A 25,185-nucleotide genomic window follows, 5' to 3' on the forward strand; every position below is an offset into this window, starting at 1 on the left:
CCCCCTGGGCGTCGTCTGCCACGAAAGCGTTCGGACGCCAGACTCGAGACCGGCCCATGCTCATGTCAATGGGGCGTGCGGCAAAGGGGCCCGCACGAGTGATCGCGCGAGCCCCTTCAGCCGTACGGGACGGCCTAACCGGCCATGTTGTCGGCCATCTCCTCGCTGAGGTCGAGGTTCGACTCGGTGCCCGGGATGCCGAGGTCCTGGGCCCGCTTGTCGGCCATCGCGAGTAGCCGTCGGATCCGGCCGGCGACCGCGTCCTTGGTCAGCGGGGGGTCAGCGAGCGCGCCCAGCTCCTCCAGGGAGGCCTGCTTGTGTTCCATGCGCAGCCGGCCCGCCGCGGCCAGGTGCTCGGGGACCTCCTCGCCGAGGATCTCCAGCGCGCGCTGCACGCGGGCTCCGGCGGCCACCGCGGCCCGCGCCGAGCGGCGCAGGTTGGCGTCGTCGAAGTTGGCCAGGCGGTTGGCGGTGGCGCGCACCTCGCGCCGCATCCGCCGCTCCTCCCAGGCCAGTACCGACTCGTGCGCGCCGAGCCGGGTCAGCAGCGCCCCGATCGCGTCGCCGTCGCGGACCACGACCCGGTCCACTCCGCGCACCTCGCGCGCCTTGGCGGCGATGGACAGCCTGCGGGCGGCGCCCACCAGGGCCAGGGCGGCCTCCGGGCCGGGGCAGGTGACCTCCAGGGAGGAGGACCGGCCCGGCTCGGTCAGCGAGCCGTGGGCCAGGAAGGCGCCGCGCCAGGCCGCCTCCGCGTCGCAGGTGGCCCCGGAGACCACCTGCGGGGGAAGACCCCGAATGGGGCGTCCGCGGCCGTCCACGAGGCCCGTCTGGCGCGCCAGCTGGTCACCGCCGGCCACGACGCGGACCACGTAGCGGCTGCCGCGGCGCAGTCCGCCGGGGGCCATCACCACCAGGTCCGAAGAATGGCCGAAGATCTCCAGGATGTCCTTGCGTAGGCGTCTGGCGGCGATTCCCGTGTCCAGCTCCGCCTCGATGACGATGCGGCCGCTCACCAGGTGCAGCCCGCCCGCGAACCGAAGGATCGCCGAGACCTCCGCCTTCCTGCAGCAGGTCCGGGTGACGGGCAGGCGGGAGATCTCATCCTTCACCGCAGGCGTCATCGCCATGGGCCGATCCTTCCATGCATCCGAAAAATACGGTCGTACGCGGCGGCCAGCAGCTCCGGGTCGTGCTTCGGAGAGCCGTCCTGCCTGGCCACGGGCGCCAGCTCGACCGCTGCCCCGAACCGTTTCGCGGCATCGGCGAGGGACTCGCGGTCGGGCACGGCGGCCTCGTCGGCCAGCACCACGTCCAGGGCGAGTTTAGGGGCGTGTCGGGCCAAAACCTCCAAATGACGCTGCGGAGAGAAGCCCTCTGTTTCGCCGGGCTGCGGCGCGAGGTTCAGCGAGAGGACCCGCCGGGCCTTCGTCTCCATCAGCGCGTCCAGCAGTTCCGGCACCAGCAGGTGTGGAATGACCGAGGAGAACCAGGACCCCGGACCGAGCACCACCCAGTCGGCGTCCAGGACCGCGGCCACGGCCTCCGGTACGGCCGGCGGGTCGCTCGGCACCACCTGCACGGAGAGCACCTCGCCCGGTGTCAGCGCCACCGTGGCCTGCCCGCGGACGGTGTCCACGTGCTCGGGGCGGGCCGGGTCGTGCCCCCGGACCAGGGCTTGCAGCTCCAACGGCACGGCCGACATCGGCAGGACGCGGCCCTGGGCCCCGAGCAGCTTGCCGACCAGGTCGAGGGCCTGTACGGGGTCGCCGAGCTGTTCCCACAGGGCGACGATCAGCAGGTTGCCGACCGCGTGCCCGTGCAGATCGCCCTCGGACTGGAAGCGGTGCTGGATCACCCGGGCCCAGGTCTGGCCCCAGTCGTCGTCACCGCACAGCGCGGCCAGCGCCTTGCGCAGGTCGCCGGGCGGGAGCACGTCGAGCTCCTCCCGGAGCCGGCCGCTGGAACCGCCGTCGTCGGCCACGGTGACCACGGCGGTGAGGTCACCGGTGATCCGGCGCAGCGCGGCGAGGGAGGCCGACAGGCCCTGGCCGCCGCCGAGCGCCACCACCTTGGGCGTGGCGCCGCGCCGGCGGCCGGAGCGGCCCGCGCCGTCTTCGCCCCGGCCCGGGGTGAGGCGGCGCAGGCGGCTCAGCCGCGGGGTCCGTGCGGTCACTCGCGCCCCATGTCCCGGTGGACTACGACGGTCTCGACTCCCTCGGAGGCGAGGCGGGCGGCGAGCTTCTCGGACATGGCCACGCTGCGGTGCTTGCCGCCGGTGCAACCGACCGCGATGGTCACGTACCGCTTGCCCTCGCGGCGGTAGCCGGTGGCGATGAGCTGCAGCAGCTCGGTGTAGCGGTCGAGGAACTCCTTGGCGCCGGGCTGGCTGAAGACGTACCCCGACACCTCCTCGTTGAGCCCGGTGAAGGGGCGCAGCTCCGGGACCCAGTGCGGGTTGGGGATGAAGCGGCAGTCGACGACGAGGTCGGCGTCGACGGGGAGGCCGTACTTGTAGCCGAAGGACATGACGGTGGCCCGCAGCTCGGGCTCCTCGTCCCCGGCGAACTGGGCGTCCATCTTCGCGCGCAGCTCGTGCACGTTCAGGCTGGAGGTGTCGATCACCAGGTCGGCGTCGCCGCGCAGCTCGCGCAGCAGGTCGCGCTCGGCGGCGATGCCGTCGGTGATGCGTCCGTCGCCCTGGAGCGGGTGCGGGCGGCGGACCGACTCGAAGCGGCGGACCAGTGCGTCGTCGGAGGACTCCAGGAAGACGATGCGGCGGGTGACGCCCTTGTTGTCAAGGTCGGCGAGGGACTCGCGCAGGGCGTCGAAGAACTGGCGGCCGCGGACGTCGACGACGACGGCGATGCGCGCCACGTTGCCCTGGGAGCGGGCTCCGAGCTCGACCATGGTCGGGATCAGGGCCGGCGGGAGGTTGTCGACGACGAACCAGCCGAGGTCCTCCAGACACTTCGCCGCCGTACTGCGGCCGGCCCCGGACATGCCGGAGATGATCACCAGCTCGGGGATGGCCGCCTCGGCGGTCTCGCCGGGCTCCACTGTCGTGCCCGTACTCACCTGTGCTCCGTCTCGGTCGTGCGCGGTCGCGTGCTCTGTCATTGCTCGGTCCCCCGTTCGGACGATGCTCCCGCGGGCGCGGGGGTCTCATCCTCAATGATCTCTCCTGTGGCCGTATTGACGGCAGGACCAGCGGGAACCGCCTGGGCGAGGGCCGCGGCCACGGTCTCGGCCGTCTTCCGACCTATGCCCGGGACCTCGCAGATCTGGTCGATTGTCGCCTGTTTCAGCTTCTTCACCGAACCGAAGTGTTTGACCAGGGCCTGCTTGCGGCTCTCGCCGAGGCCGGGCACCTCGTCCAGGGGCCCGGATTTCAGGCGCTTGCCGCGCTTGTTGCGCTGGTACTGGATGGCGAAGCGGTGGGCTTCGTCACGGACCCGCTGGAGCAGGTAGAGGCCCTCGCTGGTGCGCGGCAGCACGACCGGGTCGTCCTCGCCGGGCAGCCAGACCTCCTCCAGCCGCTTGGCCAGACCGCACACCGCGACGTCGTCGATCCCGAGCTCCTCCAGGGCCCGCTTGGCGGCGGCGACCTGCGGCTGACCACCGTCGACCACGACGAGCTGGGGCGGGTACGCGAACCGCTTGGGCCGCCCGTCGTCCTCGGACACCTCCCGGGCCGCGGCCACGTCCTCGGCGTCCTCCGCGTCCTCGGGGGTCCACTCGCCCGTCTTGAGCTTCTCCTGGAGGTAGCGGCGGAAGCGCCGGGACACCACCTCGTGCATGGAGCGGACGTCGTCCTGCCCCTCGAAGGACTTGATCTGGAAGCGCCGGTACTCGCTCTTGCGGGCCAGCCCGTCCTCGAAGACGACCATCGATGCGACGACGTCGTCGCCCTGCAGGTGCGAGATGTCGAAGCACTCGATGCGCAGCGGGGCGCTGTCGAGGTCCAGCGCCTCCGCGATCTCCTCCAGGGCCCGGGAACGGGTGGTGAGGTCGCTGGCGCGCTTGGTCTTGTGCAGGGCGAGGGACTGCAGCGCGTTGCGGTGGACGGTCTCCATCAGGGCCTTCTTGTCGCCGCGCTGCGGTATCCGAAGGCTGACCTGGGACCCCCGGCGCTCGGCGAGCCACTGGTTCAGTGTCGGCGTGTCCTCGGGGAGGGCCGGCACCAGCACCTCCCTGGGCACGGCCTCGCCCTTCTCCTCGCCGTACAGCTGCTGGAGGGCGTGCTTGACGAGCCCGGCCGTGTCGACGGCCTCGACCTTGTCGGTGACCCAGCCGCGCTGGCCGCGGACCCGGCCGCCGCGGACGTGGAAGATCTGCACCGCGGCTTCGAGCTCGTCCTCGGCCACGGCGATCAGGTCGGCGTCGGTGGCGTCGGCGAGCACCACGGCGTTCTTCTCCATCGCCCGGCGCAGCGCCCCGATGTCGTCGCGCAGCCGGGCGGCCTTCTCGTACTCCATCTCCTCGGCCGCCGCGTGCATCTCCTTCTCCAGCCGCGAGAGGTAGGTGCCGGTGCGGCCGGCCATGAAGTCGCAGAAGTCCTCGGCCAGTTCGCGGTGCTCCTCGGGGGTGACCTTGCCGACGCAGGGGGCCGAACACTTGCCGATGTAGCCGAGCAGGCAGGGGCGGCCGATCTGGGCGGAGCGCTTGAACACGCCCGCCGAGCAGGTCCGCACCGGGAACACCCGGAGCATCAGGTCGACGGTCTCGCGGATCGCCCAGGCGTGCCCGTACGGACCGAAGTAGCGCACGCCCTTCTTCTTGGGCCCGCGCATGACCTGGACCCGCGGGTACTCCTCATTGAGGGTGACGGCGAGGGAGGGGTAGCTCTTGTCGTCCCGGTACTTGACGTTGAACCGGGGGTCGAACTCCTTGATCCACGAGTACTCCAACTGGAGCGCCTCGACCTCGGTGGACACCACGGTCCACTCGACGGAGGCGGCCGTGGTCACCATGGTGGCGGTACGGGGGTGCAAGCCGGCGATGTCCTGGAAGTAGCTGGCCAGGCGCTGGCGCAGGCTCTTGGCCTTCCCGACGTAGATCACCCGGCGGTGCTCGTCGCGGAACTTGTAGACCCCGGGAGAGTCCGGGACCTGTCCCGGCTCGGGGCGGTAACTGGAAGGGTCGGCCATGCCAACCACCCTACTGGCGCGCACCGACAACCGACCGTACGCCTCCGGCCCGGTCTGCGGATCCGGCCGGTCCACTGCCCCCCTCCAGCCCCGCCGGCGTTTGAGGCGCGGGGTCCGGGGCGGAGCCCCGGGAAACGGCGAAAGGGCGGGGCGGGGAGGGCCGCCCGCAGGGCCCGGCCCCGGGGTGGGGGTCGGGCCGGGCCCTGCGGTCGGGGCTCGGCCGCTCAGGCCCGCGCGCCCGCCCGGCGCGATCGCCGCACGGCGGCCACGCCCAGCGCCCCGAGCGCCACAGCACCGGCCCCCGCCGCCCATGGCGCTTCCGCACCCTCGGCAGCAGCCGGCCCGGCATCGGCATCCGCATAACCGCCGGCCGCGCCGCGCTCGGCGTACGGGGAGCCGGGGAGCTTGTCCCCGTAGGCCTGGACGACCCGCGCCCGGTAGGCGCTCAACGTCGCACCGCCCGCGCCCACGGCTCGCACGGCGTCCTCGTCCAGCGGCAGCACCCTGCTGCCCCGGGTCACGTACCAGGCGTCGATCTGCGGCTCGCGGAACACCGTCCCCCCGGGCAGTTTCGCCGCGCCCAGCTGCGCGTAGCGGAACTCGTCGTCGCCGGTGGCGATGTTCACGACCTGCCAGCCGGCCTCCGTCCGCGCGGTCCACAGCGCGGCCTGCTGCCCGTCGGAGGAGACGGCCTTGCTGGCGAGGAATTCCAGGCGGGCGACGGGTGCGCCCGCTCTGCCCGCGACGAACTCCGGGGAGAGGTGGTTGACCGGTATCGCCTCGCCCTCGATCCGGGGCTGCGCGGCCGTGACGGAGACCTTGCCGTCCCGGGCGAAGAAGCGGGAGAGGGTGGCCAGGGTGTCGGGGGCGGTGGCCGCCTGCGCGGCGGCGGCCTTGTTCTCGGCGGTGGCGGCTCGGGGCTGCGGCACCGGGCCGCCGGGCGCCGCGGTGGCCTGCGGGGCGAGGCCGAGGAGGGCGGTGGTGGCGAGGACCGCGGCTGCAGCGGCGGTGGCGGCGCGCAGGGTCATGGCGGTCACGCCCCGATCCGGTAGAGGGAGTGGGTCCAGGAGAAGGTGTTGTTGTTGACGTACCAGGCGTGCGAGGCCCAGTTGTAGCGGTCGCTGGAGGGCCAGGGGTCGCCCCAGTAGACCCAGTTGTTCGCGGTGTCGTAGCCGTAGACGACGTGCATGTGGCCGCCACCGTTCGACCACTGGATGCGGGTCTCGATCGGCCGGTCCGCGTTGATCTCGGTCTGGACGGTGGAGTACTGGAGCCAGCCGCTCACGTACGAGCCGGGGTTGATGCCGGCCCAGCGCAGGCCGGTCTGGACGTTGCCCAGGGTGGCCTGGTTGTTGGGGCATTCACTGCCCTGCTGGCGGTTGAAGGCGGCGTTGCAGAACTGGTTCTGGCTGTAGTTCCGGCCGAACCAGGTGGCGATGGTGTTCCCGCCTGCGGCCCAGCACCAGTTGGTCTTCGTCTGGGCCTGCATGGTGATGTTCAGGCGCTTGGCGGCGAGGGCGGAATCGGTGCCGACCTCGGCAGCGGCGGCGGTGCCGGCGCCGAGGGGCAGGGCGAACAGCAGAGCGGTGAACACGGCGGTGAAGCAGGCGGCCGGGGAATGCCGCCGGTTTCGGTTGCGCATCGCGTTCCTCCCGGTGTGGGGTGTGGGGGGTGGAGGAGCGCGTCCGGACGCTGTTCAGGAGCATCGGACAGTTGTCGCGATCAGGTCAACACGCTTCAATACGCGGTGACATTGCTGTGTGAACGGTGGGGCTACGGTGTGAACGGTTGCTGCCGTGTCACCTGGTCCCCCGGAGCCGCCGCCGCGATCCCCCGCGCCGGCCCGTGTGAACGTTCACGAAGGAGTCGCCGTGCGACCGACCGAGGACCCGACGGAACTCGGCCAGTTGCTGCGCGGCGGCCCCTTCCACCTCGCCCTGCGCGCCGCCCTCGCCGCGCGCGGTCTGCCCCTGCACCGGGTGCAGCACCGGCTCGCGACCCAGGGCATCAAGGTCGGCGTCACCAGCCTCAGTTACTGGCAGCAGGGCGCGCGGCGGCCCCGTCACCCGGAGTCGCTGCGGGCGGTCACCGCCCTGGAGCGGATCCTGGAACTGCCCGACGGCGCCCTCCTGCGCCTGCTGGCCGCCCAGGATCCCGGGCCGGGGTCCGCGCGTCCGCCCACCCGCTCGTACCGGGCCCTGTTCAGCTTGGGCGGGACGGTGGAGCAGCTGCTGGACGGGATGGACCTCCCGCCGGACGGCGGGCTGCACTCGATCGGGCACCACGAGCGGGTCCGCATCGGGCCGGCGGGGGAGCTACGGGTCCGCGAGTCGCAGCAGATCGTCCGGGCGCACCGCGACGGCGTCGACCGCTACCTGGCCGTCCACCACGGCGACCCCGGCTGTGACGTGTCCCGGATGCGCGTGACGGCGTACGAGAACTGCCGCACGGGCCGGGTGCGGTGCCACCCCGAGTCCGGGGTGGTGGTCGCCGAGCTGCTCTTCGACGCGCGGCTGCGGCGCGGGGACACCCATGTCTTCGGCTACGGGATCGAGGACGGCACCGGAGCCCGCAGCGGCGAGTACGTGCGCGGGTTCAGCTACGCCGGCGGTCAGTACATGCTCCAGGTCAGCTTCGACGAGGCGGCCCTGCCGGTGCGCTGCCGACGCTTCGCCCGGGGCGGGCCCCGGGCTCCGCGCACCGGCCTCGTGGACCTGACGCCCAGCGGCCGGCACCGGGCGGTCCACCTGGTGGAGCAGTCGGTGCGGCGCGGGATCCTCGGGATCGCCTGGGACTGGGACTGAGGCTCGGTCGCGGGTGCGGGCGCCGGTCAGCCCGCGACGAGCTTGCCGTTCTCGGCCCGGACCGGGACGGCGGGCAGCGGGGCGGCGGCCGGACCGCGCAGGACCTGGCCGGTCTTCACGTCGAATCGGCTGCCGTGGCAGGGGCAGTTCCCCTCGCCCTCGACGATCTTGTCCAGGACGCAGCCGGCGTGCGTGCACTGGGCGCTGAAGGCCTTGTACTGGCCCTCCGCCGAGCAACTGACGATCAGCTTGTTCTCCCTGTAGAGCTTCGCGCCGCCCACCGGGACGTCGGCCGCGGCGCCCAGGTCCACCGGCGCGGTGGGCGTGGCGGGGGTGTTGCCGCCGCTGTTGGTTTCGGTGGAGCAGGCCGCGAGGGTCGCTCCGGCGCCCGCGGCCCCGGCGAGCGCGGCGGCGCCCTTGAGGACGGTACGGCGGGCGGGCGACTGCGGCGCGGGCATGCGGTTCTCCTGGGGTGCGGGCGCGGGGGGCGGGGTGCCGGGCGGGGCGCGGGCCGGAACCCGGCCGGGGCACCGGCCCACCCGACGATACCTCCGTCCCATGAGGTAGCTTCCCCCGCGTGATCGTCGTCGGCGGAGAAGCCCTCATCGACCTGGTGCCCGTTGCACGGCCGCCCGGGGCGCTGCTGCCCCGGCCGGGCGGCGGACCGTACAACACCGCGCTCGCGCTCGGGCGGCTCGGCGCCGAGGTGGCCTTCTGCTCCCGGGTCTCTTCGGACGGCTTCGGGGAGGGCCTGCTGGCCGGGCTGCGGGCCGCGGGGGTGGACCTGTCGCTGGTCCAGCGCGGGCCGGAGCCGACCACGCTCGCCGTGCCCTCGCTGGCCCCGGACGGCTCGGCCTCGTACGGCTTCTACGTCGAGGGCACGGCGGACCGGCTCTTCGCGCTGCCGCCGGCCCTCCCGGACGGGGTGCGGGCCCTCGCGCTCGGCACCTGCTCGCTGGTCCTGGAACCGGGCGCGAGCGCGTACGAGGCCTTGCTGCGCCGGGAGTCGCGGCGCGGGGTGCTGACCCTGCTGGACCCGAACATCCGGCCGGCGCTGATCGCGGACCCGGCCGCGTACCGCGCGCGCTTCCTGGAGCGGCTGCTGCCGCACACGAGCGTCCTCAAGCTGTCGGAGGAGGACGCGGCCTGGTTGGGCGGCCGGGTCGAGGACTGGCTGGCGGCCGGACCGTCGGCAGTGGTGCTGACCCGGGGCGCGGCGGGCCTGACGGCCTGGACGCGGGAGGGCGGGGAGTACTCGGCCGTGGCCCGCCCGGTGCCGGTGGTGGACACGATCGGAGCGGGCGACACCGTCAACGCCGCCCTGCTGCACCGGCTCGCCGCCCTGCCGGGCGGCCCGGTGGACTGGCCGGAGGTGCTGGCCCACGCCGCCCACGCGGCGGCCCTGACCTGCACGCGGGCGGGCGCGGAGCCGCCGTACGCGGCGGAGCTGCGCTGACGGGTCGGTGCGGCCCTATCCGCTCCATGCTGCCCGGTTCTGCCCGGTTCTGACTGGTTCTGCTCGGGTCTCTTCGGCTCGGATCTCCTCGGCTCAGCTCACCTCAGCGCAGCCCAGACGGTGCGGGCCACGGCCGGGGCGAACTCCTCGACGGGCTGGACCACGTGGGCGCCGGACCGGAACCTACCGCCGCGCGATCGGCGCCAACGTGCCCGGCGGCCGATCCATTCCGCGCGCGGACGTCGCGGACGCCCTCCTCGCCGTCCTGACGGACCCGGCCTGCGCCGGTCGCGCGGTGGGCGTCGCCACCTGAGCCGGGCGAACGAAGGAGGGCCCGGCCATGGGCCGGACCCTCCCCCGCACGCGAACTCGAACGCGAACTCGAACGCGGCTCGGCTGCTACGCCTTGCGCGCCCGGGCCGTCGTCTTCTTGGCCGGAGCCGTCTTCTTCGCGGCGACGGCCTTGGTGGCCGCAGCCTTCTTCACCGGGGCCTTCTTCACCGGGGCCTTCTTGGCCACCGGCCGCGCCACGGGCGCCCCGTCCGACACCCGGTCCGCGCCCAGGATGTCCCGCAGGAACTTGCCCGTGTGGCTGGCACCCACCGAGGCCACCGCCTCCGGCGTGCCTTCGGCCACCACCAGACCGCCGCCGTAGCCGCCTTCCGGTCCCATGTCGATGACCCAGTCCGCGGTCTTGATGACGTCCAGGTTGTGCTCGATGACGATCACCGAGTTCCCCTTGTCCACCAGCCCCGACAGCACCTTGATCAGCTTCGAGATGTCCTCGAAGTGCAGACCCGTGGTCGGCTCGTCCAGCACGTAGACCGTCCGGCCCGTCGACCGCTTCTGCAGCTCGGAGGCCAGCTTCACGCGCTGTGCCTCACCGCCCGACAGGGTCGGGGCGGACTGGCCGAGGCGGACGTAGCCCAGCCCGACCTCGTTGAGCGTCTTGAGGTGACGCGCGATCGTCGGCACCGCCTCGAAGAAGCCCAGCGCCTCCTCGATCGGCATGTTCAGGACTTCCGCGATGGACTTGCCCTTGTAGTGGACCTCCAGCGTCTCGCGGTTGTAGCGGTCGCCGTGGCAGACCTCGCACGGGACGTAGACGTCCGGCAGGAAGTTCATCTCGATCTTGATCGTGCCGTCACCGGAGCAGTTCTCGCACCGGCCGCCCTTCACGTTGAAGGAGAAGCGGCCCGGCAGGTAGCCGCGCACCTTCGCCTCCATCGTCTCCGCGAACAGCTTGCGGACGTGGTCGAAGACACCGGTGTACGTGGCCGGGTTGGACCGCGGGGTGCGGCCGATCGGCGACTGATCGACGTGCACGACCTTGTCGACGAGGTCGTCGCCGTCGACCCGCGTGTGCCGGCCCGGCACCGAGCGGGCGCCGTTCAGCTCGCGCGCCAGGTGCGTGTAGAGGATGTCGTTGACCAGCGTCGACTTGCCCGAGCCCGAAACACCGGTGACGGCCGTCAGCACACCCAGCGGGAAGGACACGTCGATGTCCCGCAGGTTGTTCTCCTTGGCGCCGTGGACGGTCAGCTTGCGCTCACCGTTCACGGGCCGGCGCACCTCCGGGATCGCGATGGCCCTCTTGCCCGACAGGTACTGCCCGGTCATCGACTCGGTGTTCTTCAGCAGCTCCTTGAGCGAACCGCTGTGCACCACCTTGCCGCCGTGCTCGCCCGCGCCCGGACCGATGTCCACGACCCAGTCGGCCACCTTGATGGTGTCCTCGTCGTGCTCGACCACGATGAGCGTGTTGCCCATGTCCCGCAGCCGCACCAGGGTCTCGATCAGCCGGTGGTTGTCCCGCTGGTGCAGACCGATGGACGGCTCGTCCAGCACGTAGAGCACGCCGACCAGACCGGAGCCGATCTGGGTGGCGAGCCGGATGCGCTGTGCCTCGCCGCCCGACAGCGTACCGGCCGCCCGGTTGAGCGAGAGGTAGTCAAGACCGACGTCCACGAGGAACCGGAGCCGCTCGTTGACCTCCTTGAGGACCCGCTCGGCGATCTTCTTGTCGCGGGCGTCGAGGCGCATCCGTCCCAGGAAGTCCGCGCACTCGCTGATCGACATGGCGGCGACCTCGGCGATGGACTTCTCCATCACCGTCACGGCGAGCACGATCGGCTTGAGGCGGGTGCCCTCACAGGTCGGGCAGGGCACCTCGCGCATGTAGCCCTCGAAGCGCTCGCGGCTGGCGTCGCTCTCCGACTCCGCGTGCCGCCGCTTGACGAACGGCACGGCGCCCTCGAAGGCCGTCGTGTACGCCCGCTCCCGCCCGTACCGGTTGCGGTAGCGGACCTCGATCTGCGTCTTGTGTCCGTACAACAGCGCCTTCTTCGCGCGGGCCGGCAGCCCCGCCCACGCGATGTCGGTGCGGAAGCCCAGCTCCTGGGCGAGCGCGCCGATCAGCCGCTGGAAGTAGTCCTTGGTGTGGCCGAGCGACCACGGCGAGACCGCGCCCTCGTCCAGGGACTTGTCCTCGTCCGGAACGATCAGCTCCGGGTCCACCTCCATGCGCGTACCGATACCCGTGCACTCGGGACAGGCGCCGAAGGGCGAGTTGAAGGAGAAGGAGCGCGGCTCCAGCTCCTCGAAGGACAGGTCGTCGTAGGGGCAGTAGAGGTGCTCGGAATACATCCGCTCACGCTCGGGGTCGTCCTCGGCGAGGTCGACGAAGTCCAGGATCACCATGCCGCCGGAGAGACCGAGGGCGGTCTCCACGGAGTCGGTGAGCCGGCGCTTGGCGCTCTCCTTGACGGTGAGGCGGTCGATGACCACCTCGATGGTGTGCTTCTCCTGCTTCTTCAGCGTGGGCGGCTCGGAGAGCTGGATGGTCTCCCCGTCCACCCGCGCCCGGCTGTAGCCCTTGGTCTGGAGGTCGGAGAAGAGGTCGACGAACTCGCCCTTGCGCTCGCGCACCAGCGGCGAGAGCACCTGGAATCGGCTGCCCTCGGGGAGCGCGAGCACCTTGTCGACGATCGCCTGCGGCGACTGGCGCGAAATGGGACGGCGACACTCGGGGCAGTGCGGCTTGCCGATGCGGGCGAAGAGGAGGCGGAGGTAGTCGTAGACCTCGGTGATGGTGCCCACGGTCGAGCGCGGGTTGCGCGAGGTCGACTTCTGGTCGATCGAGACGGCCGGGGAGAGGCCCTCGATGAAGTCGACGTCGGGCTTGTCCATCTGCCCGAGGAACTGGCGGGCGTACGACGAGAGCGACTCGACGTAGCGGCGCTGCCCCTCGGCGAAGATCGTGTCGAAGGCCAGGGAGGACTTGCCCGACCCGGAGAGTCCGGTGAAGACGATGAGTGAGTCGCGGGGCAGATCGAGCGAGACGTTCTTCAGGTTGTGCTCGCGAGCGCCACGAACGATGAGACGGTCGGTCACGCCGGTCCGCACCTTTCTTGAGAGAGCGGGGGCACGGGCCCCCGACTATCCAGGGTATGGGGGCTGGGGGGCGCCTCTGCGATGGACTGGGTCCTTGGACTTCCGAGCGTATAGCACGCACATTCGATTTACGGCACTCCGCAGACCGCTTCACCCAATCGTGTGGCGGTGCCCGGTGAACCACTAGGCTCGCCGCCATGACTGATCATGTGCGCGACCTGCGATCTGTACGTGAAGCCACGGACCGGCTGCTGACCGCTGTCGCGAAACTGGACAACGCGGCCCTCGCCGAGGAGTCACACCTTCCGGGCTGGACCCGCGGCCACATCCTGGCCCACCTCGCACGCAACGCCGACGCGCTCGTCAACGTCTTCGAGGGACGCCCGATGTACGAGAGCGCCACCGCCCGCGACGCGGACATCGAGCGCGACGCCGGCCGGCCCCTCGAAGAACACCTGACGGACCTCCGTGATTCCGCGGCCCGCTTCATGGCCACCACCGAGCACGACCAGGACTGGTCCCGCACGGTCGAGCTGCGCAACGGCGTCACCGACCTCGCCGCCAACGTGCCCTTCCGCCGCTGGGTCGAGGTCGATCTGCACCACGTCGACCTGAACGTCGGCTACGAGCTCTCCCACCTCCCGGACGAGTTCACCGACCGCGAGATCGCCTTCCTCAGCGACCGCTGGTCGGGCCGTCCGGACGTGCCGCCGGTGACCCTGCGGGCCCGGCCCGACAGGGTCTGGCGGACCGGCGGCACGGAGGGCACCCCGGTCGTCCTGGAAGGCCCCGAGGACGAACTGCTCGGCTGGCTGGCGGGGCGCGGCCTGCGGGGCGCACACCTCGCGGTCATCGCCGGCGACGGCCTGCCCGAGCTCCCCCCGCTCTAGGATCAAGACATGACGTACACCGGAGAGGTCAAGGTCGGCGGTCCCGCCGACGTGCACGAACTTGCGGACCTGATGATTTCCAAGGTCGCGGTGGGCCCGATGAACAACAACGCCTATCTGCTGCGCTGCCGCGCCACCGACGAGCAGCTGCTCATCGACGCGGCCGCCGAGCCGGAGACCCTGCTCAGGCTGATCGGCGACGACGGCATCACGTCGGTGGTCACCACCCACCGGCACGGCGACCACTGGGGCGCCCTCGCGGACGTCGTCGAGGCGACCGGCGCGCGCACCTACGCGGGTGCCCACGACGCCGAGGGCATCCCGGTGGCGACCGACGTGCTCGTGGCCGACGGGGACACCGTCACGGTCGGACGGGTCAGCCTGACCGCCCGCCACCTGGTCGGTCACACCCCCGGCTCGATCGCCCTGATCTACGACGACCCGCACGGGCACCCGCACGTCTTCACCGGGGACTGCCTCTTCCCGGGCGGTCCCGGCCGGACGACACAACCGGCGGAGTTCGACTCCCTGATGGACGGCCTGGAGGCCAAGGTGTTCGGCGTCCTCCCGGATGAGACCTGGGTCTATCCGGGCCACGGCAACGACACGACACTTGGCGCCGAGCGCCCGCACCTCGCGGAGTGGCGCGCACGAGGCTGGTGACCGTAGCACCGACGGCCGCCTCCGCTCGAAACGAGCGTGGGGCGGTCATTGCCCGGCCGTCGGTACCCACGCAGTCACCCGGCGGTCCGCCTCGTCCGGCAGCAGGCCCGCCGAGGCCGAAGCATCCAGGATGCCGCCGGATCTTCCCGGAGCGTTCCAGGCCGGCCGCCCGCACCGCGTCGAGCGGGTACCACGCGTCCTGAATTCGGATCACCTCATCCTCGATCAGCGCGCGCCGCCGCGGGCGCACCACGGTCGCGCCGGCCTCGAAGCCGAGGGCTTCCGCGATGTCGGCCGGCAGCGTGGTCTCCTCGGATGGTTCAACGGACATTCGCCCGTCGAGGCCCTGCGCCACCGTCACCGCGATCGCCCTCGCCGAGGAACGTCCGCGCCGAACTGCGCACCCGCTGAACATCGGCCGGTGCGCCGGCCGCAGGCCGGCTCACGGGCGCATCGTCTGCGGCCGGACGTTGCCCGCTGTGCCCGGGCGCCTCACGACGGCTCGTGGACGGCCGTGTGGTGGAGCAGTCGTCGGCGAGGCCGGCTGCTGGGCGAGGAAACACCGCGGCTCGACCCAGCCACCCGGCACCACCACACGGGATCCCCCACCGCAGGGCTGGAGCGCTGCCGACGATCCTCTCCTCACCCCCGGAGATCGCATGTAAAATCTGACCAAATAACACTATTCGTTGCGAAACGTCGAAAAGCTGGCAAGATCACTGCTTGAGTGCCGCATCTGCTGGTGGTGCGACCGTCGAGCCGAGGAGTGCCCGTGACCGAGCAGGTGCTGGCGAGCTGGAAGGACGGCCCGGCCCGGCAAGCGATCTTGGATTTCGTCCGAGCGACGACGACACCGGGGGCGACATTCGTCGAGGTGGCCGACCGGATCGCCACGTTCGACAACGACGGCACGCTGTGGGTCGAACAGCCGCTGCCCCCGCAGTTCGACTTCGTGTTCCGCACGTGGGGGAAGGAGGTGGAGGCCGAGCCGCAGCTCGCCGGCCAGCAGCCGTACAAGGCGCTGATCGAACGGGACCAGGCGTTCTTCGAGGGTCTGGCGACGCAGGCGCCGCAGGTGGTGTCGACCCTGGTGGAGGCGTTCGCCCGCTCGTGGGCGGGCACGACACCGGAGGAGTTCGACGCGCAGGTGCGCGAGTGGATGAGGACGGTGAAGCAGCCGAAGCTCGGTGTCCCGTACATCGACCTGGTCTACCGCCCGATGCTGGAGCTGTTCGACCTCCTGTACGCCAACGAATTCCGGGTGTTCGTGTGCTCGGGCGGCGGCCGCGACTTCATGCGCGTCTTCGCGGAGGAGACCTGGGGGATCCCCAAAGAGAACGTCATCGGCTCGGCAGCCGCGTACACCTACGCCGACGGCAGACTCGTCCGCTCCCGCGAGCTGCTCGGCGACCTGGACCTGGGGGCGGGCAAACCCGAGCACATCTTCGCCCACACCGGCCGGCTGCCCGTCCTCGCGGGCGGCAACGCCGACGTGGACATCCAGATGCTCCAGAGCGCCCGCTTCGCGCTGCTCGTCAACCACGACGACGAACAGCGCGAGTTCGCCTACACCAAGGGCGCCGAGACCTCGCTCGCGAAGGCCGCAGAGCTCGGCTGGACCGTCGTGAGCATGAAGAACGACTGGACCACCGTGTTCTGACCAGGAGGACCCGTGAGCGACCTGACCGCCATCGACGTACTCGTGAACCCGGACGAGCACACCCTCCGGCGGGCCCGCGCCTTGAACGCCCGGATGCGCGAGAGCGTCCCAGGCGGCTTCGCCCTGGACGCCACCCACCAACCGCACATCACCACCCTCCAGCGCTACGTGCGCACCGCCGAGCTGGACGACGTCCACGCCGCCATCGGTGACACCTTGGCCGCGACCGACATGGGCGCGCTCTCCTACCGGGCGGTGGCGATCAAGCACGCCGACTTCGGTGAGCCCGGCCAGGGCCTCGCGGTCATCCTCGTCCGGCCCAGCGAGCAGGTGCTCGACTTCCAGGCCGCCCTGCTCACCGCCATCACCCCCTTCACCGAGTCCGGCGGCACGTCCGCGGCCTTCGTCACCGATCCGGGCGAGGACATCAGCCAGAGCACCCTCGACTGGGTCGAGCACTACGTGCCCGCCCAGATCGGGCCCGCAAAGTACACGGCGCACGTCACCGTCGGGTTCGCCGGCCTCGACGCCCTGGAGGCCATCGAGGCGGAGCCGTTCGATGCCTTTGACGTCCACCCGGACGCCGTCGCCGTCTACCGGCTCGGCAACAGCGGAGCCGCCCGCAGCCTCCTCACGAGCTGGACCATCCCGCGCTGACGGGCTGTCCGGCGGTCCGGGCCCGGGGGAAGGCTTCGTCAGGGACGGTGCTGCCGCACAGGACGGCTCCCGGCCGCCTCGGCAGCGTCAGGGGCGCGCAGGGGCCGGACTTCGCCGGGCAGGTCGGAGAGAAGGCTCAAGTACCCGGCCCGGCGCGCAGTCACGACCGCCCCACGAACTCCCACATCACGGCCGTGGGCGCGAACCCTTCCGCGCGCTCCGGGGCCGCCAGGGCCGCCGACTCGTCCCCGCGGAATACCTCGGTCGCGTCCTGCCGGGAAGCACCCCCACGACCACACGCCCGCGTACCGGTCGAGGGGACAGGCTCCTACGGCTTCCCGGGCGGTCCCGGCCGGACGACACAACCGGCGGAGTTCGACTCCCTGATGGACGGCCTGGAGGCCAAGGTGTTCGGCGTCCTCCCGGATGAGACCTGGGTCTACCCGGGCCACGGGAACGACACCACCCTCGGCGCCGAGCGCCCCCACCTTGCGGAGTGGCGCGCTCGCGGCTGGTGACCATACCAAGGCCCACCACTGACCGGAGGCCCCCTCGGCGCACGGCGTGAGGGGGCCTCCGGCATGCCTGACCCGCTCGGCACCCGACCTCGGCCGCCTCCCTGTCCGGCACCCCCGTCGCCGCCCGACCGTCGCTCGCACTTCTTCCACGGAATGAGGGCGGGCTCCCCCCGTAACCGCCCATACTCGGCCGCACACGTCCCGTAGGGCGCTGCGCGGGCCGGCCCTTCCCGGGCCCACGGCCGTGCGCGACCGTCAACCCCTGGAGGAGCCGCTCAATGAGCAGCCACGACACCGTTCGCGACCACGAGGCCGGGATCCAATACGGTGGCACGATCCTCTCCCTGATCCCTGCGCCCGAAGGCTGGACCGTCAGCACCCAGGTGCAGAACTTCAACACGAAGACGAAGGAGACCGCAGACGACCCGCGTGAGGTTTTCCCGCTGATCGGCTGGGCTCTGGTTGACGCGATGTACCGGGGCGGCGCCCGCCGAACCTGTGTGGAGCCGCTCTTCCTCGCCACCCGCGGCAGCGTCACTCACTCATCCGAGTTCCGGTGGGAACGAGGGGCCGGCCACGTCGACGACGAGGGGTGGAGGACAGGGGTCGTCGTCGAGGTGATCCCGGCCTCGACGGCACAGGCGCAAGCTCCCGCCGGGACCGCCAACGCCGGTTGAACCGAGGGGAACCTGTCGGCTCCATCACCTCACCCCACACAGGCAGCATCTCTGCTCCAGTCGTCTGGAACAGAGATGCCGTCCTTGGTGTGGGACCGGGCCGTCAGGCCCAGTGCCGTGGCACGGCGGGAGCGCGGGCTCCTCGCCACCCGCCTACCTGCCTCTACGAGGCGGGGTCCCACTCCTCCGGACCGCCGCCCCTCCACTCCACAAACCCGGGGTCGGTCAGGTCCGCGTCCTCGGCGTCCTCAAGGCCGGCCGCGGCGAGAAACACCCTGATGTCGGCTGGTCGGTGCGCCACGCCGATAGCCACGCCGTCGTAGCGGACGCGGCGCCAGCCGTTCTCATCGGGCGGGTACACGATCAGCTTCGCGGTGGAGTCCATGCCTCCAGCCTCGGACCGCTCCCGACCCTCCGCACCTGCGCCAACCCGTCGGGGCAGCGGCCCGCGACCGGTGCACGGGAATCGCCGTCGTGTGGCGTCCTGAGCTCCGCGCATGACTGCGCCCCCCGTTCCAGTGGCTGGGAATGGGGGCGTGGCGGGCTGTTTAGAAACTGAACGCGCGGGCGGGTCAGCCGTGGGAGGCGGTCAGGGCGGCGCGCACCGCCTGGCGCTCCTCACTGCCGACGAGGGCGGCGGACACCATCCGGGACAGCGGGTCGCCGTACGGGTCCTCGCCCCGCGCAGCGGCCTCCTGGCGGCGGAGGCGGACGACGTCCCACGCCCGGTCATTCGACGCGTTCACCGCGGCCGTGGCGTCCCGCGCGGCGGTGAGCGCGGCGAGGACGTCGACCAGGGCGTGCCCGGCGACGTGCTCGTGCACGAGGGTCTCCAGCGCGGTCGGGTCCGCCGGGGCGTCGTGTCGGTCGTCGTGGTGCCACTCGCAGCCGTCCAGCGGGCAGGCGAGGCACGTCCACCACTGGGCGTGTCCGGTCGAGTAGTGCGGAGCCTGGCCCCGCTCGGCCTTCCAGCGGCCCGCGTGTTCGGCGGCGGTGCGGATGGCGGTCACGCGCTGCTCCCGGTCGGCGTCGTGGGGTAGGGCAGTTCCGTGTCGTCAGCCAGTAGGACGGATTCGCGTTCATCGAGGTAGGCGATGCCTGACGCGGTGGGTTTCCACGTGTTCTTGACCTTGGCCACGAGGGCTTCGCCGTCCCCCGGGTCGGCACGGGGGAGCAGTCCGGCGCTGTAGAACGACGCCGCGAGCAACCTCCACCCCGGGACCGATGGCCCGGACCAGCCGCTGTAGGTGGGGATCGTGACCGCGTCGAAGGTGCCCGTATGACGCTGGAGAAGCCGCGAGGTTCGGTCCTTCGGGTCTTCAAGGTTGTCCCCGTAGAGGCGGCGGGCTACCTGCGCAGACGTACCCGCTGGCAGCCCCAAGGCCGCGTCTGCCTCGGCCAGTTCGTCCCTGCCGTACACCGCGTCCAGGGCTCCGGGAGCCAGGCGTAGCAGCGCACCACACATGGCCGTCGTGGCCTGCCGGTCGGACGCCGCCTTGGACAGCGCCTCGCTGGCCGTGTCGGATAGCAGGCCGGGGACGACGAACCCCGGGATGTGCGCACTACCGAGAGCGAGGGCGTAGTCAGGAAGGGAGAAGTCCCACGTCTGCCTGAAGGTGCCGAGCCACCCCGGGGCAGTCGCCTGGTACATCGCGACGGCCGACCGCACGTCGGCATCATCGGACACCCACTCCGTGAACTCCGCCGAGGTAACGTCCATGCCCGCCTTCCGTGCGAGCGCAACCCAGGGATCGAGCGCACGCCCCGCCCATGCGATCAGCGACATGTACCGGGCCATGTGATCACCGTCGCGGAATTCGGTCTCATACGCGGATCCACCGCGGCCGGAGACGTTCCCCTCCGTCCCGTACCGGCCCCCCTCGTCCACAGCGGCGAACGCACCGGTGTAGGCACGGCAGTAGCTCTCCAGAACGGACGCCGTCACCGTACGACGGGGCTGGAGAACGGCCATCTCAGGGTCCGGGTGGGGTTGACCCGACTCACGGAAGCATTCGACGCCGACTTGCACTGCCGTTTCCGCGTTGATCTTCGGGTATGCGGCGGCGAACTTCGCCTTCAACGTCTCGTGCGTAACCCGGTAGACCCGGTACGTCGCCCAGATCGATGCAGGGATAGGCCGCACAGGGACATCCGCCGGCGAGAGAGGGCCGCCGGTGGCCTCGCGCACCTGGTCGGCGACCTTCCGCCACACTGCACGGTTCCACCGCTCGGTCGTCTCCTTCTCGGCGGCCTCCCGGCGCTTCCTCTCCGCACGGTTCTCCTTCCGCCGGCGGTCTGTGAACACCCGGTTGTTCGCCGTATTGAGGAGATCACCGCGCGCGCTGTGGGCCTCGATCTCATCACGCTCGACACGGTCAAGGTCGGCGAGCGGAACCCCCTCCATGAGAGGGATGATGTCCGGGGCGACGCCGTCCACGGCAAGGGAAGCGATCCACTCGCGCACCCGGGGAGCCGGGTCCACCAGATGCCCGGCAAGCCGCTCCGCGAGGGGCTTGACCGTCTGGCCCACATAGCGCACCTCGTAGACGCGCGGGTCGACGAGGGCATAAACCGCGCCGGTCGCGGTGGCCTGGACGGTCTGCATGTCGGTCATGCTGTCGCCTCCTGCTGGTGGGTCGTGGGGATGCTGGTCCAGCGGTCGAGGACGTGCCGGTACAGGTCGACGGAGGCGGCCGCGTTGCGGGCCTTGATTCCCTCGTCGTCGCGCTGGCGGATGTACCCGAGGGTGGTGGCCGGGTCGGCGTGGTCGGCGAACTGCTGGATCTCCTCCAGCGGCACGCCGTCGTCGTGCATGTGCGTCAGCTTGGAGGCGCGGAGCACGTGGGGGGTGACGTCCCGGCACCGGGTGCAGGTGCGGAAGGAGTGCCGCGGCTGGCCTTCCTGGCCCGTCGGCCGTCGGCCGCGGCCGGTGTAGGCGGAGCGGCAGGTAAGGACGCGGGCCTGACGGCCGAGGCGGGTGAGCATCCGGTCCACGCTGTCCGGGTCGTACGGGCGGCCGTCGGCGCGCAGCAGCAGGCGGCCGGAGGTCCGGCCGGCGAGCACTTCGTCCAGCAGCTCGCACAGCTCGGGCGGGATGGTGAACACGCGGATCTTCCCGCCCTTGCGGGTGAGGTTCAGCCGACAGGTGCGGCCGCGGTCCTCCAGCGCGGACAGGGTGGCGTTGCACAGCTCGGCGACGCGTCCGGCGATCGTGTACGCGAGGAGCACCACGAGGGCTTCGTGCCGGTCGGCGCACGCGTCCATGAGCCGCTGGAGCTCGTCCGCCTCCAGGACGGGCGTGGAGCGCACGGCGGCGGCGGACCGGTCCACCTTCGGGCGGTCGAACCGGGTCACGAGCCTGACCGGGTGCCGGCCTTCCCGGTGCGCCCGGAAGTCGAAGAGGGACTGCAACGAGGACAGGCGGCGATTGATGGTGCGGGCGGCGCGGCCGCGCTCCTCCTCGGACAGGCGCCAGGTGGTGAGGACTCCGGGAGTGATCGCGTCGAGAGTGAAGCGCTGCCCCTGCTCGCCGGTGACGCCGGCCCAGTGGCGGACGTCGTCGGCGTAGGCACGCATCGTGGCCGGAGTGCTCGCCGCCTCGGAGGCGAGCCAGTCCATGACGAGCCGGAACGCCTCCTCGTCGCACGCCTCGGCCAGGAGGGCGAGCCGGTCGACCTGAGGAGCGGTGCGCGGGGTGCCGGCGGGACGGACGGCGCCGAGCTGCGCGCGGATGCGTGCGTACGCGTCCTCGGCGCGGGTCGGAGCCGTCGCGAGCTGCGAACCGGGGCGTCTCGTGGGTTTGTTGACCATGCGTTAGACGCTAGCCGATAACACACGTTATCCGCGCTCTTTCAGGTTCGGGTCACCCAGACCAGCGAACCTCCCCCTCGCGACGGCCCATGACACGGATTGCGTGGATGGGGTGGGCAGGGCTGCGCGCGGCCCTCCGGTACGGAACGCTGGGGACTGCTGACGACCGATCCCCGAGCACCGGAGCCGCCACATGCCGCGCACCTTCCCCGTGTCCCTCGCCGAGGCGTTCCCGTCGGTGGCCGCGACGTGGCACCCCACCCGGAACGGCTCCCTCACCCCGGACCGGGTCGGGACGGGCGGCCCGATGATGTGGTGGCTTTGCCCGGCCGGCCACGAGTGGGAGGAGACCGTGATCAGCCGCCGGTCCCTGCCGAAGTGGAAGGCTGGCGACGTCGCGGCGTGCAAGGAGTGTGTCGGGTTCAAGACCCGGCGGGTGTTCCCGGGGTGCGGGTGCGTGAAGACGGTCCGCATCGGCACCCGTGAGGCCGAGCACGCTCGGTGCTACGCGTGCCGGACCCGGGAGTTCGAGGAGAACGCCCCGAGGGTCAAGGTGGAGCTGTCCGCCGCGGCGAAGGCGGCGGCCGGCCGCGCCGGGGAACTCCTCGGCGCGGTGCGCCTGCCGGACGGGATGCCCGAGGGCTTGGCGGTGGAGTGGCGCTACTGGGCGGCGAAGCACCTCCAGTACGCCATCGCCGGTGAGCAGGTCCTCGGGAAGGCCGGCGAAACCAGCCGGAGCCTGGAGCGGGTCACCGTGGCCGCCGAGCGGGCCGTCCCGTCCCTGGAGGCCTGCGCGGCCGCCGCCCTCCGGGACGGAGTGCTGAACATCTTCGGCCGGGCCTACTGGGCCGAGGGCTGGTGGTACGCACTCGGCGGCGAGACCCGCCCGCCGCTGACCGGCGAGCAGCTGGCAGTCCTTTCCGCCTCATTCCTCGGGGCGCTGGAGGGGTGGGCGGAGCACTGGCCGGAGGAGCAACCGGCACCGGTCACCACGGCCGAGGTGACCCGGGCACTGACCGAGGAAGTCCGGGAGTGCCTCCAGTGCGCGATGGGTGAGGGGGCGAGGGTCTACGCCGAGGTGCGGGTCCCGGTCGTGCCCGACGGCAAAGGCCGGTACGGGCGCGTGGACCTGTTGGGATGGCGACCGGAAGGGTTCCCGCCCTTCGTGGTGGAGATCGACTCACGGCCGAACCCGTCATCCGTGCGCAAGCTGACGTTCGCCCGGGACGCGGGCGCGGTCCCGGTGTGGGTGCGGTTCGGTTCCGGGCCGGTGGAGGACATCGACGGGGTGGCCGTCGTGGACGCCCGCGCGCTCGTCCATCCCCTGACGGCGCGCGGCTGACCCGCCGTCGGTGGCCGGGTCTCCAGGCGAGCCAGGCCACCCCGGCACAGTCAAGGCGCGGGGAACGGCTCGTCGAGGGCGTAGAACGGCCGCCCGATGGGATGGACCCTCGGCCGGGCCGCAGTCATCGCGTGCATGAGCCGGATCGTGGAGCCCACCTGAACCTTCATGGCGCCGCGCTCGGCGCGTCCGGCCGGCGCCTCTGGCTCCGTCTCCGGCTTCTCCCGGAAGTACGCGGCCCGGAACGCCTCCGCCGGGTCCCTGGGCTGGGGGCCCCACGGAAGAGACGCCGGTGCAGGTCGGCCAAGAGGTCGTGGAGGTAGTCCGCGGTCTGCCCCAGCCCTAGGCTCTGCCGCCATGGACCTCTCAACCTTGACACCCGTGCAGGCAACCCTCATAGCTACGTCGATCACGGCCACCGTGTCCACGATCGCCGTGGTCATCACCCACCGGCTGACCCTGTCGCGCGACCGACGCCACCGTCTGTGGGACCGCCGGATGGACACGTACGCCGAGGTACTCAAAGCGACACGCGACGTGGCGATGGTTCGCAGCGAGGCACAGTCGAAGCAGAGGCTCCCTGACGGCACCTACGCCAAGTTCGAATCGTCGCTGGAAAACCTGCTCTCGGCCAAGGTAGCCATGTTCGGCTCTCTCACAGTGATCCAGCTCAAGAACGAGGCGTTTGCCACGTTCGCCCTCTGGGTTAAGGCGTGGGGAACGTGGGAGCGGAGCAACCAGATGGCGCAGACCATCCCGGAGGAAGTGGAAGACGCCCGCCAGTATTGGGAAGTGGTCGAGGGGCTGTCGAAGGCTGCCAACGAGGCCGACAAGGCACTAGCTGACGCGATCAAGGCGGAAGCCAAGTTCAAGAGGATCAAGCGAACAGGGTGGGCGCGGCTCGCGTTCTGGCGTGATTAGAGTCAGGTGGCGGCGGGAGACGTTCACCGCGAGGGCGTAGCCGTCGCGGTCGTCGCCGTCGTAGGTGGTGAACTCGGGCTCGACGCTGGCCAGCTCGCAGGCGGCGAGACGGTTGCGGCCGTCGGGGACCCGCCCGGCGGCCTCGTCCCGCACGATGGGTTGGACGAGGCCGCCGACGGTCAGACGGTTGGGTCCGGCACCGGCATCCGCTCGGCGAGCACCTCGGCCGCCTGGTCGACGCGGGCGAAGTAGGAGGCGTGCTGCTCGATGGCCGCAGCCGTCAGCCGGTAGTGATGGGCGGAACGCAACGTCACGCACTCGATGATGCCGAGCCGGACGAGGCGGGCCAGGCCCATACGGACCGTGCGCGGGGCAATGGTCGACGTCCGGGCATGGACGTCACGAGCGGACAGCCACTTGCCGGCGCCCGCGCGCAGAGCGCTCACGGTCTCGGTCTCAGCTGCGGACGGAAGTCGATTCACGGGAAGTCCTTCGGTGCATGGGGGAATGGGCGCTGCACCGTTCAGAAGTGGGGACGCCCGTCCCCGCGCAACACCGTTCCGCGCCATGCCGTTCCCTGAACTGCCGGCAGGGTACAGCTCGGACGTCCCTCTGTGTCCACACATGTCCGCCCGCCGTCCGGTACAGGTACCGTTACGGGCGCGGGTGGTCTCACCCGCCGCTCGCTGGTTATGGGCCGGGGCAGCTCACGCATTCGTGCGGAGGCCCCGTCATGCCGACCAGCCGCCCCCACTGTGACATCACCCCCGGTGCCACCCTCACCGCCGCCGCAACGTTCCTGCGCACCCTCCCCGAGCCGTGGGCGCCGCAGCCCGGCACCGCATGGGCCCTCGCCCCGGCCCTGCGGGACACCGCCCGCGCCCGCGGCTGGACCCTCGGCCCCGACCTGCGTGACCTGTTGACCTCCTGGCCAGACGGGATCCGCTCGCACGAGGCAGTGCTGGCCGCGCGGATCCGCCGGCTCCCCACCCGGACCCGTGCGGCCGCCCCCTCGACGGCGACGGCCAGGAGCACAGACACGTCCACGTCACGCTGCGCCCGGTGCGGGCGGGCCGGTTCGGTCGTCCATGCCTCCTCACGGTGGCCCCGCCCGGTCTGCATACGGTGCGCGACCGCCGCGGCCGGACCGCCCGCCGCTGATCCCGCCGCGCACGCGGCCGCCGCACGTGCCGCGCTCCGGTACGGCCGGCGCATCTCCTCGCCCTGACCCGCGTACCCGACCC

The 25,185-nt window shown here is 71.6% G+C and carries 23 protein-coding genes and 2 pseudogenes; 11 read left to right on the forward strand and 14 right to left on the reverse strand.

Features of this window, described 5'->3' with window-relative positions:
• Window positions 1-134: 134 nt before the first annotated feature.
• The 6 genes from whiA to ACIQK6_RS13525 all read right to left on the reverse strand — a co-directional run bounded on the left by whiA (window position 135) and on the right by ACIQK6_RS13525 (window position 6,792).
• The gene (gene whiA, locus ACIQK6_RS13500) at window positions 135-1,130 is read right to left on the reverse strand and encodes a DNA-binding protein WhiA (protein WP_030009075.1); all 996 of its coding nucleotides are present in this window, start codon (window positions 1,128-1,130) and stop codon (window positions 135-137) included.
• The gene (gene yvcK / locus ACIQK6_RS13505; RefSeq protein WP_329103292.1) at window positions 1,121-2,176 is read right to left on the reverse strand and encodes a uridine diphosphate-N-acetylglucosamine-binding protein YvcK; all 1,056 of its coding nucleotides are present in this window, start codon (window positions 2,174-2,176) and stop codon (window positions 1,121-1,123) included. Before yvcK ends, whiA begins: the two co-directional genes overlap by 10 nt.
• Entirely contained in the window at window positions 2,173-3,120 is a 948-nt protein-coding gene (gene rapZ, locus ACIQK6_RS13510) for an RNase adapter RapZ (RefSeq protein WP_329103290.1), read from the reverse strand. Before rapZ ends, yvcK begins: the two co-directional genes overlap by 4 nt.
• Window positions 3,117-5,150: an excinuclease ABC subunit UvrC gene (gene uvrC / locus ACIQK6_RS13515; protein WP_402694811.1), complete on the reverse strand. Its 2,034-nt coding sequence runs from the start codon at window positions 5,148-5,150 to the stop codon at window positions 3,117-3,119. Before uvrC ends, rapZ begins: the two co-directional genes overlap by 4 nt.
• A gap of 224 nt (window positions 5,151-5,374) precedes the next feature.
• Complete coding sequence (locus ACIQK6_RS13520; protein ID WP_329108045.1) at window positions 5,375-6,178, reverse strand: hypothetical protein; 804 nt, start codon at window positions 6,176-6,178, stop codon at window positions 5,375-5,377.
• A 5-nt stretch (window positions 6,179-6,183) separates the two neighbouring features.
• Window positions 6,184-6,792 carry a papain-like cysteine protease family protein gene (locus ACIQK6_RS13525; RefSeq protein ID WP_329103285.1) on the reverse strand — a complete coding sequence of 203 codons (609 nt, stop codon included), beginning with the start codon at window positions 6,790-6,792 and terminating at the stop codon, window positions 6,184-6,186.
• Between the two features lie 229 nt (window positions 6,793-7,021).
• On the opposite strand from ACIQK6_RS13525, the gene ACIQK6_RS13530 reads away from it, so the two are divergent.
• Window positions 7,022-7,954, forward strand: coding sequence for a hypothetical protein (locus ACIQK6_RS13530; RefSeq protein WP_329103283.1), 933 nt, complete (start codon window positions 7,022-7,024; stop codon window positions 7,952-7,954).
• A 26-nt stretch (window positions 7,955-7,980) separates the two neighbouring features.
• On the opposite strand, the gene ACIQK6_RS13535 is transcribed toward ACIQK6_RS13530, so the two are convergent.
• Window positions 7,981-8,412, reverse strand: coding sequence for a Rieske (2Fe-2S) protein (locus ACIQK6_RS13535; protein ID WP_329103281.1), 432 nt, complete (start codon window positions 8,410-8,412; stop codon window positions 7,981-7,983).
• 119 nt (window positions 8,413-8,531) lie between these two features.
• Between ACIQK6_RS13535 and ACIQK6_RS13540 the strand changes: the two genes are divergently transcribed.
• Window positions 8,532-9,410, forward strand: a complete 879-nt coding sequence (locus tag ACIQK6_RS13540) for a carbohydrate kinase (RefSeq protein WP_329103278.1) — start codon at window positions 8,532-8,534, stop codon at window positions 9,408-9,410.
• A 399-nt stretch (window positions 9,411-9,809) separates the two neighbouring features.
• On the opposite strand, the gene uvrA is transcribed toward ACIQK6_RS13540, so the two are convergent.
• Window positions 9,810-12,803 (reverse strand): excinuclease ABC subunit UvrA, encoded by a 2,994-nt coding sequence (uvrA, locus tag ACIQK6_RS13545; RefSeq protein ID WP_329103276.1) that lies wholly within the window; start codon window positions 12,801-12,803, stop codon window positions 9,810-9,812.
• A gap of 197 nt (window positions 12,804-13,000) precedes the next feature.
• Here uvrA and ACIQK6_RS13550 point away from each other — a divergent pair, with 197 nt between their 5' ends.
• Window positions 13,001-13,693 carry a maleylpyruvate isomerase family mycothiol-dependent enzyme gene (locus ACIQK6_RS13550; RefSeq protein WP_329103274.1) on the forward strand — a complete coding sequence of 231 codons (693 nt, stop codon included), beginning with the start codon at window positions 13,001-13,003 and terminating at the stop codon, window positions 13,691-13,693.
• 9 nt (window positions 13,694-13,702) lie between these two features.
• The gene (locus tag ACIQK6_RS13555; RefSeq protein WP_402694812.1) at window positions 13,703-14,356 is read left to right on the forward strand and encodes an MBL fold metallo-hydrolase; all 654 of its coding nucleotides are present in this window, start codon (window positions 13,703-13,705) and stop codon (window positions 14,354-14,356) included.
• 175 nt (window positions 14,357-14,531) lie between these two features.
• Here ACIQK6_RS13555 and ACIQK6_RS13560 read toward each other — a convergent pair.
• Window positions 14,532-14,771 (reverse strand): annotated as a pseudogene (locus tag ACIQK6_RS13560) (UTRA domain-containing protein); the annotation flags it as partial.
• 357 nt (window positions 14,772-15,128) lie between these two features.
• Between ACIQK6_RS13560 and ACIQK6_RS13565 the strand changes: the two are divergent.
• From ACIQK6_RS13565 to ACIQK6_RS13580, 4 genes and pseudogenes are all read left to right on the forward strand, one after another.
• Window positions 15,129-16,016, forward strand: coding sequence for an HAD family hydrolase (locus tag ACIQK6_RS13565; protein WP_361769456.1), 888 nt, complete (start codon window positions 15,129-15,131; stop codon window positions 16,014-16,016).
• A gap of 12 nt (window positions 16,017-16,028) precedes the next feature.
• Complete coding sequence (locus ACIQK6_RS13570; RefSeq protein ID WP_402694813.1) at window positions 16,029-16,673, forward strand: hypothetical protein; 645 nt, start codon at window positions 16,029-16,031, stop codon at window positions 16,671-16,673.
• 320 nt (window positions 16,674-16,993) lie between these two features.
• Window positions 16,994-17,191 (forward strand): annotated as a pseudogene (locus ACIQK6_RS13575) (MBL fold metallo-hydrolase); the annotation flags it as partial.
• Window positions 17,192-17,469: 278 nt separating this feature from the next.
• Window positions 17,470-17,868 carry a hypothetical protein gene (locus ACIQK6_RS13580; protein ID WP_402694814.1) on the forward strand — a complete coding sequence of 133 codons (399 nt, stop codon included), beginning with the start codon at window positions 17,470-17,472 and terminating at the stop codon, window positions 17,866-17,868.
• 163 nt (window positions 17,869-18,031) lie between these two features.
• On the opposite strand, the gene ACIQK6_RS13585 is transcribed toward ACIQK6_RS13580, so the two are convergent.
• From ACIQK6_RS13585 to ACIQK6_RS13600, 4 genes are all read right to left on the reverse strand, one after another.
• Window positions 18,032-18,253 (reverse strand): hypothetical protein, encoded by a 222-nt coding sequence (locus ACIQK6_RS13585; RefSeq protein WP_402694815.1) that lies wholly within the window; start codon window positions 18,251-18,253, stop codon window positions 18,032-18,034.
• Between the two features lie 187 nt (window positions 18,254-18,440).
• Window positions 18,441-18,878 carry a hypothetical protein gene (locus ACIQK6_RS13590; protein ID WP_402694816.1) on the reverse strand — a complete coding sequence of 146 codons (438 nt, stop codon included), beginning with the start codon at window positions 18,876-18,878 and terminating at the stop codon, window positions 18,441-18,443.
• Window positions 18,875-20,482, reverse strand: a complete 1,608-nt coding sequence (locus ACIQK6_RS13595; RefSeq protein WP_402694817.1) for a hypothetical protein — start codon at window positions 20,480-20,482, stop codon at window positions 18,875-18,877. Before ACIQK6_RS13595 ends, ACIQK6_RS13590 begins: the two co-directional genes overlap by 4 nt.
• Window positions 20,479-21,678, reverse strand: a complete 1,200-nt coding sequence (locus tag ACIQK6_RS13600; RefSeq protein WP_402694818.1) for a tyrosine-type recombinase/integrase — start codon at window positions 21,676-21,678, stop codon at window positions 20,479-20,481. Before ACIQK6_RS13600 ends, ACIQK6_RS13595 begins: the two co-directional genes overlap by 4 nt.
• 193 nt (window positions 21,679-21,871) lie before the next feature.
• Between ACIQK6_RS13600 and ACIQK6_RS13605 the strand changes: the two genes are divergently transcribed.
• Window positions 21,872-23,020 carry a zinc-ribbon domain-containing protein gene (locus ACIQK6_RS13605; protein ID WP_402694819.1) on the forward strand — a complete coding sequence of 383 codons (1,149 nt, stop codon included), beginning with the start codon at window positions 21,872-21,874 and terminating at the stop codon, window positions 23,018-23,020.
• A gap of 357 nt (window positions 23,021-23,377) precedes the next feature.
• A complete protein-coding gene (locus tag ACIQK6_RS13610; protein WP_402694820.1) occupies window positions 23,378-23,941 on the forward strand; it encodes a hypothetical protein in 564 nt (187 codons plus the stop codon).
• Between the two features lie 179 nt (window positions 23,942-24,120).
• Here the strand turns inward: ACIQK6_RS13610 and ACIQK6_RS13615 are convergent, their stop codons facing one another.
• A complete protein-coding gene (locus ACIQK6_RS13615; RefSeq protein ID WP_402694821.1) occupies window positions 24,121-24,423 on the reverse strand; it encodes a hypothetical protein in 303 nt (100 codons plus the stop codon).
• 251 nt (window positions 24,424-24,674) lie between these two features.
• Between ACIQK6_RS13615 and ACIQK6_RS13620 the strand changes: the two genes are divergently transcribed.
• The gene (locus ACIQK6_RS13620) at window positions 24,675-25,169 is read left to right on the forward strand and encodes a hypothetical protein (protein ID WP_402694822.1); all 495 of its coding nucleotides are present in this window, start codon (window positions 24,675-24,677) and stop codon (window positions 25,167-25,169) included.
• Window positions 25,170-25,185: the final 16 nt, after the last annotated feature.

It is taken from the genome of Streptomyces sp. NPDC091682 (genome assembly GCF_044756625.1).
Classification (GTDB): Bacteria; Actinomycetota; Actinomycetes; order Streptomycetales; family Streptomycetaceae; genus Streptomyces.